Raw genomic sequence first — 18,060 nt, forward strand, 5'->3', positions numbered from 1 at the left:
GAAAAGGGAGTTGTCGGAAATGTCTACGATTAAAATTGTGACAGATAGCACCGCAGATATCCCCAATACGTTAGCCGAAGAATTAGGAATTACCGTTGTCCCATTGAATGTAATTTTTTCAGATGAAGAAGCTTATGAAGATGGTGTCACTCTTACTGCGGATCGATTTTATGAATATGTAAAAGAGCGTAATGTCATTCCTTCAACCTCTCAGCCGACTCCTTATCAATTTGAGGAATTGTATCGTTCGTTGTCAGACAAAGATACCGAAATTATTTCTATTCATTTATCTTCTAAATTAAGTGGAACATATCAGGCTGCAACCATTGCAAAGCAAGCTTTGGAAATGGATTCGATTCATGTGATTGACTCAAAGAGAGCTTCATATGCGATTGGTATTATCGTTGTCGAAATAGCGAAATATGCAAAGTCAGGCAGGAGCTTAGAGGACTGTCTATCGAGGTTGGAAGAGTTACTTAACGATACAACCGTTTATTTTATGGTCGATACATTAGAATATTTGCAAAAAAATGGCCGGATTGGTAAAGCATCAGCATTATTAGGCTCAATGTTGAAAATTAAGCCGATCCTCTCATTAAATGAAGCAGGAGAAGTGTATTCATTTGAAAAGGCTAGAGGTCAAAAGAAGGCACTAAATCGAATACTTGAAGTGTTTGATGAACAATTTGGGAAAGAACCTGTACATGTAGGCATTTCTCATGCAATTAATGAACAATATGCTCATGATGTTTTGTCACTATGCCAGCAAAGGTTTAATGTTCAAAGTGATGTGGTTACATCTATAGGAGCAGTCATTGGAGCACATGTCGGGCCTGGAACGATTGCTATTTCAATCACACGGGCAACGAATGAAGTCGTTGAATGATATAAATATTCGTAAAAGCAGTTATTAAGGGCACTGAAAAAGTCCTTTCTAGTCACTCAAGGAAGAGTAATGGCTCCGCTCGTTGCGCGCCTTGCTATGAGAAACCCACTCATATCAAGGCTTTCAAAATCGGGCAACGGCTACGCACATTACTTAAAGCCACTGAAAAAGTTTGGTTTTAACTTTTTCAGTGGCTTTTGATTTTTAACTTTTTCAGTGCCCTTTAAGCAATGTACGAAACGGTTGGTACTGAAAAAAGCTGATTTGTACATTTCAGTGGACTTGAGTTATCTCGTTCGTTAATCGGAAAGCTCCTTTTTCTTCCTTCAGATAAAATATGTTAAAATAAGCTTGAATGGTTGTTAGAAATGAGGTGAAGGGACATGCAACATTTACCTATAAAAGAGGTAAAAGGAATAGGTGAAGAAACAGCAGTTCAGCTGGCTGACCTTCGAATTCATACTATTGCTGAATTAATTGAACACTTTCCTTATCGGTATGAAGATTATCAAATTAAAGATTTACATCAAGTGAAACATGAGGAACGAGTGACAGTAATCGGTACGATTCAATCTGAGCCCTCTATTAGGTATTATGGAAAAAAGAAAAATCGTCTATCATTTAGGATGTTAATAAATGGCGTATTGGCAACCGTAACTTTTTTTAATCGTGCATTTTTAAAGAAGCAAATTGTAGTAGGTGCTGAAGCGACTGTAACGGGTAAATGGGATCAACACCGACTAATGATTACAGGATCGGAGTTTAAGCAAGGTAATCAAGAACGTGACCAAACATTGATGCCCATTTATTCAACAACAGGCTCATTAACGATTAAGAAAATGAGAAAGTATATCCAACAAGCTCTCCTTCAATATAAAAGTGAAATCATTGACCCGCTACCAGCTTCTTACTTGCAGGCATATAAGCTTCCGAATAAAGTACAAACGATACAGGAGTTGCATTTCCCTTCTAGTCATGAGGCTTTAAAACATGCAAGAAGACGTATGGTCTATGAGGAGTTTTTATTCTTTCAATTAAAAATGCAAGCTTTTCGAAAGATTTCACGAGAACACTCAAATGGTCAGAGCTTAAATATAAAAGATGAAGCTGTTCAAGCTTTTGTTTCACATTTGTCCTTCCCACTTACAGGTGCACAAAGTCGAGTTAAGGATGAAATTATTGAGGATATAAAATCCTCTTATCAAATGAATCGCTTATTACAAGGTGATGTTGGATCAGGAAAGACAGTTGTGGCAGCAATCGCTATGTATGCTGTTGTTGAAGCTGGTTATCAAGCAGCTCTTATGGTTCCAACTGAAATCTTAGCAGAACAGCATGTCCAATCGTTACAAGTATTATTTGAGCCGTTCGGCATAGATGTAGAATTGTTAACCGGATCGGTAAAAGGACGTAAACGAAAGGACTTACTGGCAAATGTTTTAACAGGGACAACAAAAGTCATTGTAGGGACACATGCACTCATTCAAGATGATGTACAATTTTCAAGGTTAGGGCTTGTCATTACTGATGAACAGCATCGCTTTGGCGTTAATCAAAGAAGGATTCTTCGTGATAAAGGACAACACCCTGATGTACTCTTTATGACGGCTACTCCTATCCCCAGGACGTTGGCGATCTCTGTTTTTGGTGATATGGATGTATCGATCATTGATGAGATGCCGGCGGGACGTAAAGCGATAGAGACTTATTGGGCTAAGCCTGATATGCTAACGAGAGTATTAGATTTCACTGAAAAAGAGCTAAAAAAAGGTAGACAAGTATATGTCATTTGTCCATTAATAGAGGAATCTGATAAGCTTGACGTTCAAAATGCAATTGATGTTCATCTATTGTTACAGCAGCATTTTGAAGGGAAATGGAAAGTCGGATTAATGCATGGGAGATTGCACCCGACCGAAAAAGAGGAAGTAATGAATGCATTTAGTCAAAACGAAACGCAAATATTGGTGTCAACAACTGTTGTAGAAGTTGGAGTAAACGTTCCGAATGCGACAGTGATGATTATTTATGATGCCGAGCGCTTTGGGCTTGCTCAACTCCATCAACTAAGAGGAAGAGTTGGAAGAGGCGATGCTCAATCGTACTGTATATTATTAGCTGACCCTAAGTCGGAAATTGGAAAAGAACGTATGAAGATTATGACTGAATCGAATGATGGTTTCGTTCTCTCTGAAAAGGATTTAGAATTACGGGGGCCAGGAGATTTCTTTGGGTCTAAACAAAGTGGATTGCCTGAATTTAAAGTAGCCGATGTCGTTCATGATTATCGAGCATTAGAAGTGGCAAGACAAGATGCTCAATCACTTATTTTTTCTAACTCGTTTTGGAAGGAAGGAGAATTTGCTTTACTTCGGGAATATTTAGAAAAAGAAGGCGTATTGGATGGGCAAAAAATTGATTAACTATTGAAATCAACTTGTACCAATTATATACTACTCTTAGTACCTAGTAATAAAAGTGAATAGTTGTGGATGGTGAAACCGATGAAAATTAAAAAGAAGGAACGCCAAACACGTTTACAAGAAATGTTGCAGTTAAATCCATTTTTAACTGATGAGGATTTATCAGAAGCATTTTCTGTTAGTATACAAACGATACGGCTCGACCGATTGGAATTATCGATACCTGAACTGAGGGAGCGTATTAAGGGAGTAGCTCAAAAGCAGCTTGATGAGTTAAAAGCACTTTCCCCCGATGAAGTGATAGGAGAGATCGTCGACCTTCAACTTGATCAACGTGCGATATCAATACAAGATGTCAAAGAGGAACACGTGTTCACTCGCACAGGAATAGCCCGAGGTCATCATTTGTTTGCGCAGGCAAATTCTTTGGCAGTTGCTATTATTAACGATGAAATGGCTTTAACGGCTAAAGCTAATATTCGTTTCTCGCGTCAAGTACAAGCTGGGGAACGAGTGATTGCTAAAGCGAGTGTTTCAGGAAATCAACGTGAGCGAACGATCGTTCACGTGAAAAGCTATGTCGGAGATGAGTTAGTATTTTCAGGAGAATTTGTCATGTTCCGATCAGCGGTAAAGGATTCTTAGAAGGAGAGACCATGATGAAAATATCAATTGATGCAATGGGAGGCGACAACGCGCCTAAAGCTCAAGTAGAGGCTGCTCAAAAAGCTGCTCAAACGTATTCCGATTTGGAAATAACTCTTGTTGGTAACGAAGAAGATATTAAGAAATATTTAGCTAAAGAAGAGAGAATATCGATTTTACATACGACTGAAAAGATAAAGGATACTGATCAACCGACGACAGCAGTCAGAAGAAAGAAAGATTCATCCATGGTATTAGCCGTTAGAGAAGTCAAGGAAGGAAGAGCGGATGCAACGATTTCTGCTGGTAATACAGGAGCCCTAATGACGGCTGGTCTGTTACATGTTGGCCGTATTAAAGGGATTGATCGGCCTGCTTTGTCACCAATGTTGCCAACACTAAATGGAAAAGGCTTTTTATTACTTGATGTTGGAGCAAATATGGATGCTAAGCCTAAGCACTTATTACAATATGCTATAATGGGTCATACTTATATGCAGATGGTGCGAAATGTTCGTAAACCTCGCGTTGGTTTATTGAATGTAGGTACTGAAAACGGAAAAGGAAATGAGCTTACGAAAGATACCTTTTCATTGCTTGAGAATGCTAACATCAATTTTGTTGGTAATATAGAAGCAAGAGATCTACTTAATGGAGTAGCCGATGTCGTTGTAAGCGATGGGTTTTCTGGTAATCTCGTTTTAAAATCCATTGAAGGGACTGCTGGAGCTCTTTTTTCTATTATGAAGAAAGAATTAACAAGCTCACTTTTTTCAAAAATGGCTGCGGCAGCGTTAAAACCACGCTTTCGTAAAATAAAAAATCAAATGAGCTATTCGCAATATGGTGGCGCCGGACTTTACGGTTTAAAAGCACCCTTGATTAAAGCTCATGGATCTTCAGATGAGACGGCTGTTTTTCATGCTATTAGACAAGCGTATGAGATGGTTGATCAGCAAGTGGTCACAATCATTAAAAATGAAGTGGCTAAATCAGTAAATGAGGAATAGGAGAGATAAGATGGGGAAGGTAGCGTTTTTGTTTCCGGGGCAAGGCTCACAATCAGTTGGAATGGGGAAGGATGTAGAGTCTGATTGTTTTTCACGCGCAGACCAAGTTCTCGATTACTCATTGTCAACAATCATGTATGAAGGACCTGAAGAAGAGTTGAAGAAAACAGAGCATACTCAACCAGCACTTGTTACAATGAGCGTTGCACTACTGCAAATGATGCAGGAAGAAGGTTTAATGGCTGATTTCGTTGCCGGTCACAGTCTTGGCGAATACAGTGCTCTAGTTGCAGCAGGAGCGATGAGGTTTGAGGATGCCGTTTATGCTGTGCGTCAACGGGGATTATTTATGGAGGAAGCTGTACCGAATGGTGAAGGGGCAATGGCCGCTGTATTAGGGTTGGAGCGTGCTACATTAGAAACAATTTGTACGAGAGCTTATGAGCATAAAGGAATTGTTGAGCTAGCTAATTTAAATTGTCCAGGACAAATCGTCATTTCAGGTTCTGCTGCTGGTGTAAAAGAGGCTAGCAGATTAGCGAAAGAAAAAGGAGCACGTCGCGTCTTACCATTGCAAGTAAGCGGGCCATTTCATTCGTCCCTAATGAAACCAGCTGCAAAAAAGCTCGCAACAGTACTAGCAAAGTTGGACATTCAAGATGCGAACATTTCAGTGATTGCAAATGTGTCTGCATCTCGTGTTGATGATGCCGCAACCATTCGTGAGAACTTGATTCAGCAAGTTTATTCGCCTGTTTTATGGGAGGATACGATCCATACGTTATTAGATAATGGAGTTGACACATTTGTTGAAATAGGAAGTGGCAATGTTTTAACAGGGCTAGTTCGAAAGGTCAATCGAAAAGTAAAAGCGATCTCTGTACAGTCAAAGGAAGATGTTATGAAAGTAAAGGCGCAATTAGAAGGAGTGAGTGAATAATGCTACAAGGTCAAACAGCGATTGTGACAGGCGCTTCTCGTGGGATTGGTCGTGCAACAGCGCTAGAGCTTGGACGTAATGGAGCTAATGTTGTCGTGAATTACGCAGGTAGTCAAGCAAAAGCAGAAGAGGTTGTTACAGAGATAAAAGGATTTGGAGTTGACGCAATTGCCATTCAAGCAAATGTTGCTGATGGAGAACAAGTGAAAGCGTTAATGAAGCAAACCGTTGATGCGTTTGGACGCATTGATATTCTTGTGAACAATGCTGGAATTACACGAGATAACCTGCTAATGCGTATGAAGGATGACGAATGGGATGATGTGATCAACACGAATTTAAAAGGAGTCTTTCAATGTGCAAAGGCAGTAAGTCGCCAAATGATGAAGCAACGATATGGTCGTATTATTAACGTTGCTTCGGTGGTAGCTGTTTTAGGAAACGCCGGTCAAGCGAATTATGTCGCAGCTAAAGCGGGTGTAATCGGGTTAACAAAGACTCTTGCACGGGAGCTAGCTAACCGTAATATTCATGTAAATGCAGTCGCTCCAGGTTTTATTGAAACGGATATGACAGATGAGCTTGGAGAAGATATGAAAGCTCAGTTGTTAAATCAAATTCCACTTGCAACATTAGGTAAGCCGGAAGATATAGCCAATACAATTCGCTTTTTAGCAAGTTCAGATGCGGATTACATGACAGGCCAAACATTACATGTTGATGGCGGAATGGTTATGCCATAAGATTGAATGGTACTCTTTGAGAGGAGGTGAATGAAAATGGCAGATACTTTATCACGTATTACGAAGATTGTTGTTGATCGTCTAGGTGTTGAAGAAGCAGAAGTGAAGCCTGAAGCTTCATTTAAAGACGATCTTGGTGCAGATTCATTAGATGTTGTAGAGCTTGTTATGGAGCTAGAAGATGAATTTGACCTAGAAATTTCCGACGAAGAAGCGGAGAAAATTTCAACGGTTGCTGATGTCGTTGATTACATAAACAACCGTAATTAATAGGAAGACAAGGTGTTTCTCCTTTCATATTAGAAAGGAGAAACCCTAGTATTTCCACCTTATTAGAAGATGTAAAAAGACGGAGGTGGTTTATGAATGCCACAATCTTCAAGACCTTCAAAACGTGCTAGGTACCAGCATGATCGTAGACGTGCACCTCGTAAAATGGTGCTTTCAAAAGATCAAAAGCAAAAGTTTGATGAGTTAATGGAGAGATTGCAATTACATTTTGATAATCGTAAATTATTAATTCAAGCCTTTACCCATTCATCCTATGTGAATGAGCATCGTATTTTTTCTTGTCAAGATAATGAACGTTTAGAATTTCTCGGTGATGCTGTACTTGAACTGTCTGTTTCTCAATTTTTATTTAAACAATTCAATACGATGAGTGAGGGAGATATGACAAAGCTTCGTGCCTCTATTGTATGTGAGCCTTCCCTAGCTTTATTTGCCCAAGAGTTAAAATTTGGAGAGATGGTATTGTTAGGAAAGGGCGAGGAAATGACAGGTGGAAGAGCAAGACCGGCTTTATTAGCCGATGTATTTGAAGCGTTTATTGGTGCTCTTTACCTTGATCAAGGACTTGATACGGTATTAGAATTTCTAAATCAGACTATTTATCCTAAGATAAACGATGGTGCTTTTTCTCATATGATGGATTTTAAAAGTCAGCTTCAAGAATTTATTCAACGTGATAACCTCGGTTTAATCCAATATTTAATCGTTCAGGAACGTGGGCCTGCCCATAATCGTGAATTTGTATCAGAAGTCCAGTTAAATGGGGAAACTATTGGAGTCGGTACAGGGCGCTCAAAGAAAGAAGCTGAACAACATGCGGCTCAGCAAGCACTTATGAATGTAAATGAAAAAGAAAAGTTAAAATAATTTCGCATAGTAAAAGAGTCGCTACTTCTTTAGAAAGCGACTCTTTTACTAATAGGGGATCGGTTATTTTCGTAGTTGGCCTAATTCGGTAACAATTGCATCCAATTCACTTACTGAAAAGCTAGACTGTTTTTTGACATGCTCGTAAATATCACGTAAATCGTCATATTGCTCGGTGTCGAAGTTCTTTGAATTTAACGCGCTAGCATTTACAATTTGTAGCTTGTCTTTAATAGAGTCAAGCATATATTCAATGTTTTCTCTCGATTGAGTATCTAAATTCATGATCTCACTCCTTATTTCTAGTGATTTCATCGTACCATAGCCACATCACTTTGTCCTCTTTAAACCCAATTTACATTGAAAAAGAAGCAATAACAAATTCGAATGACTTGTTTCACTTGACGTTAAATGTCTATATGTGGCTTCATTCACTACGTGTCCTGTGGCGAGAATACGACTCACTACAGGACTTTAAAAGATGTAGCGACTACACTCATTACTTCGAGGTTATTCAAAAAGGGAAAAAGCGCCCATTTTGAACAACCTCTATATGTCAATTCTTTTGTTAATATGATAAAATTATTTAGTTGTTATACATAGTTAGGAGGAGAAGACTATGTTCCTCAAACGACTAGAGGTCGTCGGATTTAAATCATTTGCCGAAAAAATTAATATTGATTTTGTTCCAGGTGTAACGGCAGTCGTTGGACCAAATGGGAGTGGAAAAAGTAATATTTCAGATAGTATACGCTGGGTTCTTGGTGAACAATCGGCAAAGTCATTAAGAGGAGCAAAAATGGAGGATATCATTTTTGCTGGAAGTGATAGTCGTAAACCACTAAACTATGCTGAAGTGAGCTTAATTTTAGACAATGAGGATCAATACATAGCGATCGATTATAGTGAAGTCAGTGTAACGAGGCGTGTTTATCGGTCTGGTGATAGTGAGTATTTTATTAACAAGCAACTCTGTCGATTAAAAGATATTGTTGATTTGTTCCTTGATTCTGGACTTGGAAAGGAAGCCTATTCAATCATTGGTCAAGGGAAAATAGAAGAAATTTTAAGTAATAAGCCTGAAGATCGTCGTGTCATTTTTGAAGAAGCCGCCGGCGTTTTGAAATACAAAACGAGAAAAGTCAAAGCCGAGAAACGTTTAACCGAGACACAAGATAATTTACTTCGTGTGGAAGATATACTTAATGAGCTCGAGTCGCAAGTGGAGCCACTAAAGGAACAAGCCTCACTTGCTAAGGAATATTTAGCGATTAAAGAGGAATTAAAAGAAATAGATATTGCCTTAATGGTTTTTGAAATTGAGCAATTACATGAGAATTGGTTATTGAAAAAAGAACAACTGGCGACACATACGGAGAAGCTTCAACATCTAAATGAAGAACTGATTGATTTAGAAGAGCAGCGTCTTGCGATACGTGAGAATCTAAGTAATATGAGTCAACGTCTATCTAATATGCAGGATGAACTCCTTCATTCTAGTGAAGAGTTAGAGAAGAATGAAGGTCGTAAAGAAGTATTAAAAGAACGACGGAAAAATGCATCACAACATAAAGAGCAATTAGAGAAATCGATTGCTGAAAAGAAAGACCAATTAGAGTCAACTCAAAAGAAGTTCGAAGAAGAGCAGAAGAAAGAGCAAGAAATTCGTAACCGCTTAAATGAATTTAAGCGAAATGTTTCAGAAAAGGAGCAGCTTGCTAATCGCTCTGCAACAGATTTAGAAGATGAAATGGATCAATTAAAATCAGACTATATTGAAGTTTTGAATGAGCAAGCTAGTATTCGTAATGAAAAACGTTACTTAGAAGAACAAATTGATCATCAAAAAAAGAAGCAACAACGTTTGTTAACAGAAAATGAAGATATTGTTCAAGTTCATCAAAAGTGGTTGAAAGAGCTTGAGGAAGCTAAGCAGAAAGAATCGATTACGCAACGAGAGTTGGAAAGAATTACGGACGAATATCGGCGAATTTCGAGTCAAGCTGAAAAGCAGGAGTTGATGTATCAACAGAAGGAATCAAAGCTGTACGAAACCTTTCAGCTTCAGCAAAAGCTCCAATCACGTGCAGATGTATTGGAGGAAATGCAATCGGACTTTTCTGGGTTTTTTCATGGTGTTAAGGAAATCCTAAAGGAACGAAATGGTAAATTGACAGGGATTCTCGGTGCTGTTGCTGAGTTATTACGTGTACCAAAGCAATATGAAACGGCGATCGAAATTGCATTAGGTGGAGCAACACAGCATATTGTTGTGGATAGTGAGGCGAACGCACGAAAGGCGATTCAATATTTAAAACTGAATCGAATTGGACGAGCGACATTTTTACCTTTACCTGTATTAAAGGCAAGGACGATACCGGCAGCCCAAGTACAGGCTTTGAGTGAACATTTAGGTTTTTTAGGTGTTGCAGCGAGCTTAATACGTTCGGATGAGCGATATCGACCTGTATTAGAGCATCTGCTCGGTAATGTTATTATTGCTGAAGATTTACAGGCTGCTAATGAGTTAGCCAAGAGGGTTGGACATCGCTTTCGCGTCGTGACATTAGAAGGAGATGTTGTTAATACAGGTGGTTCGATGACCGGAGGGGCGGTGAAACAAAAGCAAACCCCACTTCTTGGTCGTAAACGAGAACTAGAAGATTTACAGAATAAGCTCTCCAATCTAAAGGAAGTAGCCGATTCATTAGAACAGGAAGTGAAGGAGTTAAAAAGTGTTTCTCAACAATTAATGGAGAAGAGAGAATCATTAAGAGGAAGCGGAGAGAACATTAGGCAAGAATGGCAGGAGATGAAATCTTACGTTACAGTCATTGAGCGTGAGCTAGAATTGACGAAAGACCAATTCACACGCTTCGATCGAGAAAAAGATAGCTTTACGAATGAGATTAGTCAAATGACTGAACGGATTCAAACGTTAGACTCAACCTATGATGTTATGGTAGATAGAGGTCAGCAATTAGAACAAAGGGTAAAAACATTAGAGCAAAAACAAAAAGAACAAAAAGAATCTGAGGAAACATTACAAGAACAATTAACGACTGGAAAAATTGAACTTGCGCGTATAAAAGAACAATACCAAGCGATTTCTTCGCAAGTCGATTATTGGGGGACGATGAAAGAACAATTTGAGAGTGAATATCGTGACCTTAATGATCAATATAAAGATTTAGTTCTTGAAATGTCTGACCGTACAAATGGTGAAGATCATATTAATGAAATGATTAGTGAAAGTAGGTTGAAAAAGCAAGAATTAACCGTACACATTACATCATTACGAGAAGAAAGAGAACAGCAAGAGCAGCTTTTAATAGAAGTTGAACAAACGCAAAAGGAAAAGCAACAATTACAGTCTGCTGTTAGCAATGAGTGTACGTCGATTGAAGTGAAGGTTAATCGAATGGATGTCGATCTAGATAATCGCTTATCTTCTATACAGGAGGAATATGAGCTTTCCTTTGAAGCTGCGCAACAAACTTATCAGCTCACGATCGATGCCAATGAAGCGAAGACGAAGGTAAGGCTAATGAAGCGTTCTATTGATGAATTAGGTACAGTGAACATTGGTGCAATTGAGGAATATGACCGTGTGAGTGAGCGCTTTGATTTTCTCACGACACAGCAAAACGATTTACAAGAAGCTAAAGAGACGCTGCATGGGGTTATTACTGAAATGGATCAAGAAATGACTAAACGATTTTACGATACGTATGTTCATATTCGCTCACATTTTCAAGTCATATACAAAAAGTTATTTGGTGGTGGGGAAGCCGATTTAGTTCTAACTGAGCCAGAAAATCTGCTTGATACAGGTGTTGAAATTATGGCACGACCACCAGGGAAAAAAATGCAAAACTTAGGTTTGCTTTCTGGTGGAGAACGTTCATTGACAGCGATCGCATTACTTTTTGCGATATTACGTGTACGGCCTGTTCCGTTTTGTGTTCTTGATGAAGTAGAAGCAGCATTAGATGAAGCAAATGTAAGTAGATTTGCACAATTTTTAAAAGAGTTTAGTGAAGCGACTCAATTTATTGTCATTACACATCGAAGTGGGACAATGGAAGAAGCAGATGTTCTCTATGGTGTTACAATGGAAGAGTCAGGTGTTTCAAAGCTCGTTTCTGTCCGTTTGGAAGAAACGAAAGAATTAATAGAAAGTTAGGTGTGAGCACATGAGTTTCTTTAAAAAACTGAAAGAGAAAATAACAAATCAAACGGTAGACGTGACAGATAAGTTTAAAGAAGGATTAGAAAAGACAAGAGAATCGGTCGTCGGTAAAATGAATGAGCTTGTATCACGCTATCGCAAAGTAGATGAAGAGTTCTTTGAGGAGTTAGAAGAGATCTTAATTGAGTCAGATGTTGGTGTTACAACAGTGATGGAATTAATTGATGAGATCAAGGACGAGGTTAGACTTCAAAATATTAAAGATACAAAGGATATTCAACCGGTTATTTCAGAAAAGCTTGCAGGTTTATTGGAGAAGCAAGATGAAACGACATTACAATTAAATGAAAATGGTATGAGTGTCATCCTCTTTGTTGGAGTAAACGGTGTCGGTAAAACGACAACGATTGGGAAGCTAGCGAATCAACTGAAAGCAGAAGGGAAATCAGTTTTGCTTGCCGCGGGTGATACTTTTAGAGCTGGAGCAATTGAACAGCTTGAAGTATGGGGGGAGCGAGTAGGTGTTGATGTTATAAAGCAGCAGGAAGGATCTGATCCAGCTGCTGTCATGTATGATGCTCTACAAGCGGCAAAGGCAAGGAATATGGATGTCTTACTTTGTGATACTGCTGGAAGATTACAAAATAAAGTGAATTTAATGAACGAACTGGCAAAGGTCAAACGTGTGATCGAAAGAGAGGTTCCTGGCGCGCCTCATGAAGTGCTACTCGTATTGGATGCGACAACAGGTCAGAATGCTCTTTCACAGGCTAAATCGTTCAGTTCGGCAACGAATGTATCAGGTATTGTTTTAACGAAGCTTGATGGTACAGCAAAAGGTGGAATTGTATTAGCGATCCGGCATGAGCTGGATATTCCAGTGAAGTTTGTAGGTTTAGGTGAAAAGGTTGACGATCTGCAAGCTTTTAATGCTGAACAGTTTGTATATGGTCTGTTTAAAGAAGCCATTGAAGAGGAGGAACAGAAGGAGCATTAGTACTTGTTAAGAAAAAAACTTGACACATACTTTTCATTCGTGTAAGATAATGATTCGTAAAGGGAAATCACTTAACAAGGGGTTGATGATGTGTTAGATAAGACGCTCCGAATGAACTATTTGTTTGATTTTTATCAGTCGTTACTAACACAGAAGCAACGTAAGTATATGTCACTTTACTACCTAGATGATTTCTCTTTAGGTGAAATTGCTGAAGAATTTGACGTTAGTCGCCAAGCTGTTTACGATAATATTAAAAGAACAGAAGTGATGCTTGAAGGATATGAGGATAAGCTTAAGCTATTGTTCAAATTTGAGCAACGTACAGATCTTATGGCGAAGTTACGAACAACGATTCAACAAAATGCGACTCCTGAAGAGACTCTGTCACTGCTTGACTCTCTTGAGAAATTAGACTAGGAGGCGACAACATGGCATTTGAAGGTTTAGCGGAGCGATTGCAAGGAACGTTAACGAAAATACGCGGTAAAGGAAAAGTTAGTGAACAAGACGTTAAAGAAATGATGCGTGAAGTTCGCTTAGCCTTGCTAGAAGCGGATGTTAACTTTAAAGTAGTAAAGCAATTCATAGCAAGTGTACGTGAGAAAGCACTTGGACAAGAAGTGATGAAGAGCTTAACGCCAGGACAGCAAGTCATTAAGGTTGTAAACGAAGAATTAACAGCGTTGATGGGGGGAGAACAGAGTAAGATTGCTGTTTCACCAAAATCCCCGACAGTTGTGATGATGGTTGGCTTACAAGGTGCTGGTAAGACAACAACGACAGCTAAATTAGCGAACCATTTACGTAAAAATCATAACCGTAAGCCATTATTAGTTGCTGCTGATATTTATCGCCCGGCAGCGATTAAACAGCTAGAGACGTTAGGAAAGCAGCTAAATATGCCTGTGTTCAACCTAGGCGATCAAGTTAGTCCTGTTGAGATTGCCAAACAAGCCATTGATAAAGCAAAGGAAGATCATCATGATTATGTCATCATTGATACAGCTGGTCGCTTGCACGTAGATGAAGAGTTAATGCAAGAATTGCAGCAAGTAAAAGAGGTAGCTAGTCCTGATGAGATTCTACTTGTTGTTGATGCAATGACAGGGCAAGATGCGGTTAATGTAGCTGAGAGCTTTAATGAACAATTGGATGTGACTGGAGTAGTGTTAACCAAATTGGACGGTGACACTCGTGGAGGAGCAGCGATTTCTGTTAAGGCTGTTACGAACACACCAATTAAATTTGCAGGTATGGGTGAGAAAATCGATCAGCTTGAAGCGTTCCACCCTGAGCGTATGGCTTCTCGTATTCTTGGCATGGGAGATGTCCTTTCACTTATTGAAAAGGCTCAAACAAATATTGATGAAGACAAGGCAAAGCAGCTTGAAAAGAAAATGAGAACGATGGATTTTACGTTCGAAGACTTTCTCGAGCAACTAGATCAGGTGCGTAATATGGGGCCATTAGATGAACTTCTCAATATGATGCCTGGTATGAACAAAAAGGGCATGAAGGATTTACAAGTGGATGAAAAGCAAATTGGTAAAGTTGAAGCAATCGTTCGTTCAATGACGACAAAGGAAAAACAAGAGCCATCCATCATGAATGCAAGTAGAAAGAGACGAATTGCTAAAGGAAGTGGAACATCGATTCAAGATGTGAACCGACTTTTGAAACAGTTCGAGGATATGAAGAAAATGATGAAGCAAATGACCAATATGTCTTCAGGCAAAGGGAAGAAAAAAGGCAAAGGTCTTGGTGGATTCAAGTTACCTTTTTAGTGAAATCCTTTTTTATCATGTACGGTGGTATGTGATAAAAATTGATCATATATTATAATTTAAAATTTTAGTGGAGGTGTTTAACGAATGGCAGTAAAAATTCGTTTAAAGCGCATGGGTTCAAAAAAGGCCCCATTTTATCGTGTAGTAGTAGCAGATTCTCGTTCACCACGTGATGGACGTTTCATTGAAGAAATTGGAACGTATAATCCATTAACTCAGCCAGCGAAGGTTGATCTAGAAGAGGAAAAAGCACTTGAATGGATGTTAAAAGGTGCAAAGCCTTCTGATACAGTGCGTAACCTGTTTTCAAATGCTGGTTTAATGGAAAAGCTTCACAATGCAAAAAATCAAAAGTAATTCTTCGAAAAGGAGAATCTAATGAGAGCGTTACTAGAACATATGGTGAAAGAAATTGTCGATCATCCAGAAGAAATTCGGATTGAAGAAGTCACGGAAGGACAGATGTTGCGGTTGCAATTGTTTGTTCATCGCGAGGATATTGGGAAAGTAATAGGGAAGCAAGGACGAACAGCTAAAGCCATTCGTACGATTCTCTATGCCTCACCTTCATCGTATAAGCGTGTTCAATTAGACATCATGGAATAGTAATGTGCAAGTAATGGGTGGGGGAATCCTCACCCTTTTTCTGTACATATATGACTATACTTTTTGCATTTTGCTTAAAATAATAAAATGTGTCTCAGGTTACATAATGCCTGATTTATAAATACGTTCTTTATATTAGTGGGACATAATCTACATTTACGAATAAGGAGGGAAAGTGATGAATGGGGATTGGTTTCGAGTCGGGAAAATCGTTAATACCCATGGAGTTAAAGGCGAAGTACGGGTTATTTCATCAACTGATTTCAGTGATGAACGATACGCGGTAGGTTCTAAACTAATGATACGCGTACAAACGAATGAGGAAATAAGCGTAACAGTTAGTCATCATCGCATACATAAGCAGTTTGATTTACTTCAATTTGAAGGCTACTTTTCGATCAATGATGTAGAAAAATTTAAAGGGTGTAGATTATATGTGTCTAGTGAGTATTTAACAGATCTTGATGAGGATGAGTATTACTATTATGAAATCATTGGTTGTAGCATTATGACAGATGAAGGAGAAACAATAGGGAAAGTAAAGGAAATTGTTCAAACGGGTGCTAATGATGTTTGGATTGTTCAAAGAAATAGTGGTGGCAAAGACATTCTAATCCCCTATATTGATGATGTTGTTAAAGACATTTCCATATCGGATAAGAAGATAACGATTCATTTGATGGAAGGGTTACTTGAATGAAGATTGACATTTTAACGTTGTTTCCTGAAATGTTTGATGGGGTATTTGAAACATCGATTTTGAAAAAAGCGCAGCAGGCTGGAATTGTATCATTAAATACGATTAATTACCGTCATTTTGCAAATGATAAACACCAAAAAGTGGATGACTACCCTTATGGCGGTGGTGCTGGGATGGTGCTTAAACCGCAACCTATTTTTGATGCAATCGAACACGTGAAGCAAGCATCTGAGTATGAACAACCCCACGTCGTTCTTCTTTGCCCACAAGGGGAGCCATATACGCAGTCAAAAGCAGAACAATTAACTCAAAAAGGGCATTTGATTTTTATTTGTGGTCATTATGAAGGGTATGATGAGCGAATTCGAGAGCATCTTGTAGATGAAGAAATTTCGATAGGGGATTATGTCTTAACGGGTGGTGAGATAGGAGCAATGGCTATGACAGATAGTATTGTTCGATTATTACCTGGTGTGTTAGGAAATTCTAATTCGGCTTTGCTAGATTCTTTTTCAACGGGTTTATTGGAACACCCTCAATATACAAGGCCAGCTAATTTCCGTGGAAATGTAGTCCCAGATATATTACTTTCTGGTCATCATGAACGAATTGAGGAGTGGCGTAGAAAAGAAGCATTGAAGAGAACATGGAGTCGACGTCCTGATTTACTAAAAGGAAAGCAATTAAATGATGAAGAAAAGAAATGGATACGTGAATTTTCACAAAAAAAAGATGAATCATCTTGAGAAGTTATGAATGCTATGGTATTATAAAGCTTGTGGCTAAATGCCCGTAATTACGATGTTCCGCTGCAGGTTCGACTGATAAGAGCATCTGTAAGGAAGGAGTGGAAGTTATGAACAACATTATCCGAGAAATTACGAATGAACAAATACGTAATGACATTCCAACGTTCCGCGCTGGTGATACGTTAACCGTTCACGTTAAGGTAGTCGAAGGAACTCGTGAGCGTATTCAGCTTTTTGAAGGTGTCGTCATTAAACGTCGTGGTACTGGTATTAGTGAAACATTCACTGTACGTAAGATTTCTTATGGTGTAGGTGTTGAGCGTACATTCCCATTACATTCACCGAAGATTGATAAGATCGAAGTGAAGCGTCGCGGTAAAGTACGTCGTGCTAAGCTTTATTACTTACGTAGCCTACGCGGTAAAGCGGCTCGTATTAAAGAAATTCGTTAAGCAGCAAAAGTGCTTTTCGTATGTGAAAAAATAATTGAGTTGAGGGTGTTCATATGAGGTGCTAGCCTTATTTTGAATGCCCTCTTTTCATTTTCATATAAGTATCTTTATAATAATAGGCCAAGTCTTATTTTGGGCATGAGATTTTTATAAAGGTATGATAAACTAAAGCTTGTTAGTCGGAAAATGGAGGGCGCCTTTATGAGTGAAGAAACCTTAATAGAGGAAGAAAAAGAAGGAAAAAAGGAATCATGGGAATGGATAAAAGCGATACTCATTGCTTTTGCGATTGCGTTTATCATTCGACAATTTTTATTTGCACCGGTGATTGTTGATGGAGAATCGATGGTACCAACATTGGAGCACGGTGATCGAATGATTGTTAATAAAATAGCCTATACATTTAGCGAACCGAATCGATTTGATATTATTGTGTTTCACGCTCCGGCAGGAAAAGATTACATAAAGAGAATTATTGGATTACCTGGTGATGAAATTAAATTTGAGAACGATTTATTATATGTAAATGGAGAAGAGGTTGCTGAGATTTATTTAGATGAGCTAAGAACTGTTTATCCTTCAGAGAATCTTACACATGATTTCGAGGCGATTATTGTTCCCGATGACCAAGTTTTTGTATTAGGTGATAATCGTCGCAGGAGCAAAGACAGTCGAGATATTGGCACGGTACACATGGATGAAGTAATTGGGAGGGCTAATATTGTTTTCTGGCCTTTATCAAACATAAGAATGGCGGAGTAGGTGATGA

The 18,060-nt window shown here is 38.7% G+C and carries 19 protein-coding genes; 18 read left to right on the top strand and 1 reads right to left on the bottom strand.

The window, feature by feature from the left end; translation table 11 throughout:
- Nucleotides 1-19 precede the first annotated feature (19 nt).
- From MW695_RS04925 to rnc, 8 genes are all read left to right on the top strand, one after another.
- Nucleotides 20-886 carry a DegV family protein gene (locus tag MW695_RS04925; RefSeq protein WP_247103918.1) on the top strand — a complete coding sequence of 289 codons (867 nt, stop codon included), beginning with the start codon at nt 20-22 and terminating at the stop codon, nt 884-886.
- A 383-nt stretch (nt 887-1,269) separates the two neighbouring features.
- A complete protein-coding gene (recG, locus tag MW695_RS04930) occupies nt 1,270-3,309 on the top strand; it encodes an ATP-dependent DNA helicase RecG (RefSeq protein WP_247103919.1) in 2,040 nt (679 codons plus the stop codon).
- Between the two features lie 81 nt (nt 3,310-3,390).
- Complete coding sequence (gene fapR / locus MW695_RS04935) at nt 3,391-3,954, top strand: transcription factor FapR (RefSeq protein ID WP_247103920.1); 564 nt, start codon at nt 3,391-3,393, stop codon at nt 3,952-3,954.
- A 14-nt stretch (nt 3,955-3,968) separates the two neighbouring features.
- Entirely contained in the window at nt 3,969-4,964 is a 996-nt protein-coding gene (gene plsX / locus MW695_RS04940) for a phosphate acyltransferase PlsX (protein ID WP_247103921.1), read from the top strand.
- A 10-nt stretch (nt 4,965-4,974) separates the two neighbouring features.
- Nucleotides 4,975-5,904: an ACP S-malonyltransferase gene (gene fabD / locus MW695_RS04945; protein ID WP_247103923.1), complete on the top strand. Its 930-nt coding sequence runs from the start codon at nt 4,975-4,977 to the stop codon at nt 5,902-5,904.
- The gene (fabG, locus tag MW695_RS04950; RefSeq protein ID WP_247103925.1) at nt 5,904-6,647 is read left to right on the top strand and encodes a 3-oxoacyl-[acyl-carrier-protein] reductase; all 744 of its coding nucleotides are present in this window, start codon (nt 5,904-5,906) and stop codon (nt 6,645-6,647) included. The genes fabD and fabG overlap by 1 nt, the downstream gene beginning before the upstream one ends.
- Before the next feature lie 36 nt (nt 6,648-6,683).
- The gene (gene acpP, locus MW695_RS04955; RefSeq protein ID WP_247103927.1) at nt 6,684-6,917 is read left to right on the top strand and encodes an acyl carrier protein; all 234 of its coding nucleotides are present in this window, start codon (nt 6,684-6,686) and stop codon (nt 6,915-6,917) included.
- A gap of 96 nt (nt 6,918-7,013) precedes the next feature.
- On the top strand, nt 7,014-7,805 hold the full coding sequence (gene rnc, locus MW695_RS04960) for a ribonuclease III (RefSeq protein WP_274169693.1): 792 nt from the start codon (nt 7,014-7,016) through the stop codon (nt 7,803-7,805).
- A 63-nt stretch (nt 7,806-7,868) separates the two neighbouring features.
- Here rnc and MW695_RS04965 read toward each other — a convergent pair whose 3' ends face one another.
- Entirely contained in the window at nt 7,869-8,090 is a 222-nt protein-coding gene (locus MW695_RS04965; RefSeq protein ID WP_247103929.1) for a DUF1128 domain-containing protein, read from the bottom strand.
- A gap of 334 nt (nt 8,091-8,424) precedes the next feature.
- Between MW695_RS04965 and smc the strand changes: the two genes are divergently transcribed.
- The 10 genes from smc to lepB all read left to right on the top strand — a co-directional run bounded on the left by smc (nt 8,425) and on the right by lepB (nt 18,053).
- Nucleotides 8,425-11,991: a chromosome segregation protein SMC gene (gene smc, locus MW695_RS04970; protein WP_247103931.1), complete on the top strand. Its 3,567-nt coding sequence runs from the start codon at nt 8,425-8,427 to the stop codon at nt 11,989-11,991.
- Between the two features lie 10 nt (nt 11,992-12,001).
- Nucleotides 12,002-12,994 carry a signal recognition particle-docking protein FtsY gene (gene ftsY / locus MW695_RS04975; protein ID WP_247103932.1) on the top strand — a complete coding sequence of 331 codons (993 nt, stop codon included), beginning with the start codon at nt 12,002-12,004 and terminating at the stop codon, nt 12,992-12,994.
- Nucleotides 12,995-13,105: 111 nt separating this feature from the next.
- Nucleotides 13,106-13,414, top strand: coding sequence for a putative DNA-binding protein (locus MW695_RS04980; protein WP_252120663.1), 309 nt, complete (start codon nt 13,106-13,108; stop codon nt 13,412-13,414).
- A gap of 11 nt (nt 13,415-13,425) precedes the next feature.
- Nucleotides 13,426-14,781, top strand: a complete 1,356-nt coding sequence (gene ffh / locus MW695_RS04985) for a signal recognition particle protein (RefSeq protein WP_247103935.1) — start codon at nt 13,426-13,428, stop codon at nt 14,779-14,781.
- Nucleotides 14,782-14,868: 87 nt separating this feature from the next.
- Nucleotides 14,869-15,141 (top strand): 30S ribosomal protein S16, encoded by a 273-nt coding sequence (gene rpsP / locus MW695_RS04990; protein WP_035340536.1) that lies wholly within the window; start codon nt 14,869-14,871, stop codon nt 15,139-15,141.
- Between the two features lie 21 nt (nt 15,142-15,162).
- Nucleotides 15,163-15,390 (top strand): KH domain-containing protein, encoded by a 228-nt coding sequence (locus MW695_RS04995; RefSeq protein WP_247103936.1) that lies wholly within the window; start codon nt 15,163-15,165, stop codon nt 15,388-15,390.
- A gap of 178 nt (nt 15,391-15,568) precedes the next feature.
- Nucleotides 15,569-16,090, top strand: coding sequence for a ribosome maturation factor RimM (gene rimM, locus MW695_RS05000; protein ID WP_247103937.1), 522 nt, complete (start codon nt 15,569-15,571; stop codon nt 16,088-16,090).
- On the top strand, nt 16,087-16,836 hold the full coding sequence (gene trmD, locus MW695_RS05005) for a tRNA (guanosine(37)-N1)-methyltransferase TrmD (protein ID WP_247103938.1): 750 nt from the start codon (nt 16,087-16,089) through the stop codon (nt 16,834-16,836). The genes rimM and trmD overlap by 4 nt, the downstream gene beginning before the upstream one ends.
- A gap of 110 nt (nt 16,837-16,946) precedes the next feature.
- The gene (gene rplS / locus MW695_RS05010) at nt 16,947-17,291 is read left to right on the top strand and encodes a 50S ribosomal protein L19 (protein ID WP_247103939.1); all 345 of its coding nucleotides are present in this window, start codon (nt 16,947-16,949) and stop codon (nt 17,289-17,291) included.
- Between the two features lie 201 nt (nt 17,292-17,492).
- Nucleotides 17,493-18,053: a signal peptidase I gene (lepB, locus tag MW695_RS05015; protein ID WP_247103940.1), complete on the top strand. Its 561-nt coding sequence runs from the start codon at nt 17,493-17,495 to the stop codon at nt 18,051-18,053.
- Nucleotides 18,054-18,060: the final 7 nt, after the last annotated feature.

Source organism: Halalkalibacter sp. APA_J-10(15), from assembly GCF_023017105.1.
Classification (GTDB): Bacteria; Bacillota; Bacilli; order Bacillales; family Bacillaceae_D; genus Halalkalibacter.